At 38.0% G+C, this 234-nt stretch carries 1 protein-coding gene; it reads right to left on the bottom strand.

Features of this window, described 5'->3' with window-relative positions:
• The coding region (locus FH871_RS34555) for a hypothetical protein (protein WP_212768334.1) at positions 1-234 on the bottom strand (234 nt) is incomplete at both ends.

Raw genomic sequence — 234 nt, 5'->3', positions numbered from 1 at the left:
GGCCACTACCTTGGGTTGGATAGTCCAGGGCATTATCATTATAAATCCAAATATTGCGGTCAATATCTGTTAACGAAAAGACGATATGGGTCTCCGTATCATCTAAGACATCGTAGGAAATCTCAAATTCAATCTTCTCATTCTGAGTCATTTGCTGATTAGATAGTAATTTAACTTCTAGATTATCAACGTGTTTGACTTCTTCCGCCTTATTGTCATTATCGTCGCTCTCAG

Source organism: Larkinella sp. C7 (genome assembly GCF_006149005.1).
GTDB lineage: Bacteria > Bacteroidota > Bacteroidia > Cytophagales > Spirosomataceae > Larkinella.
The sequence above is the reverse complement of the archived record's forward strand: the minus strand, read 5'-3'. Positions and strand labels throughout refer to the sequence as shown.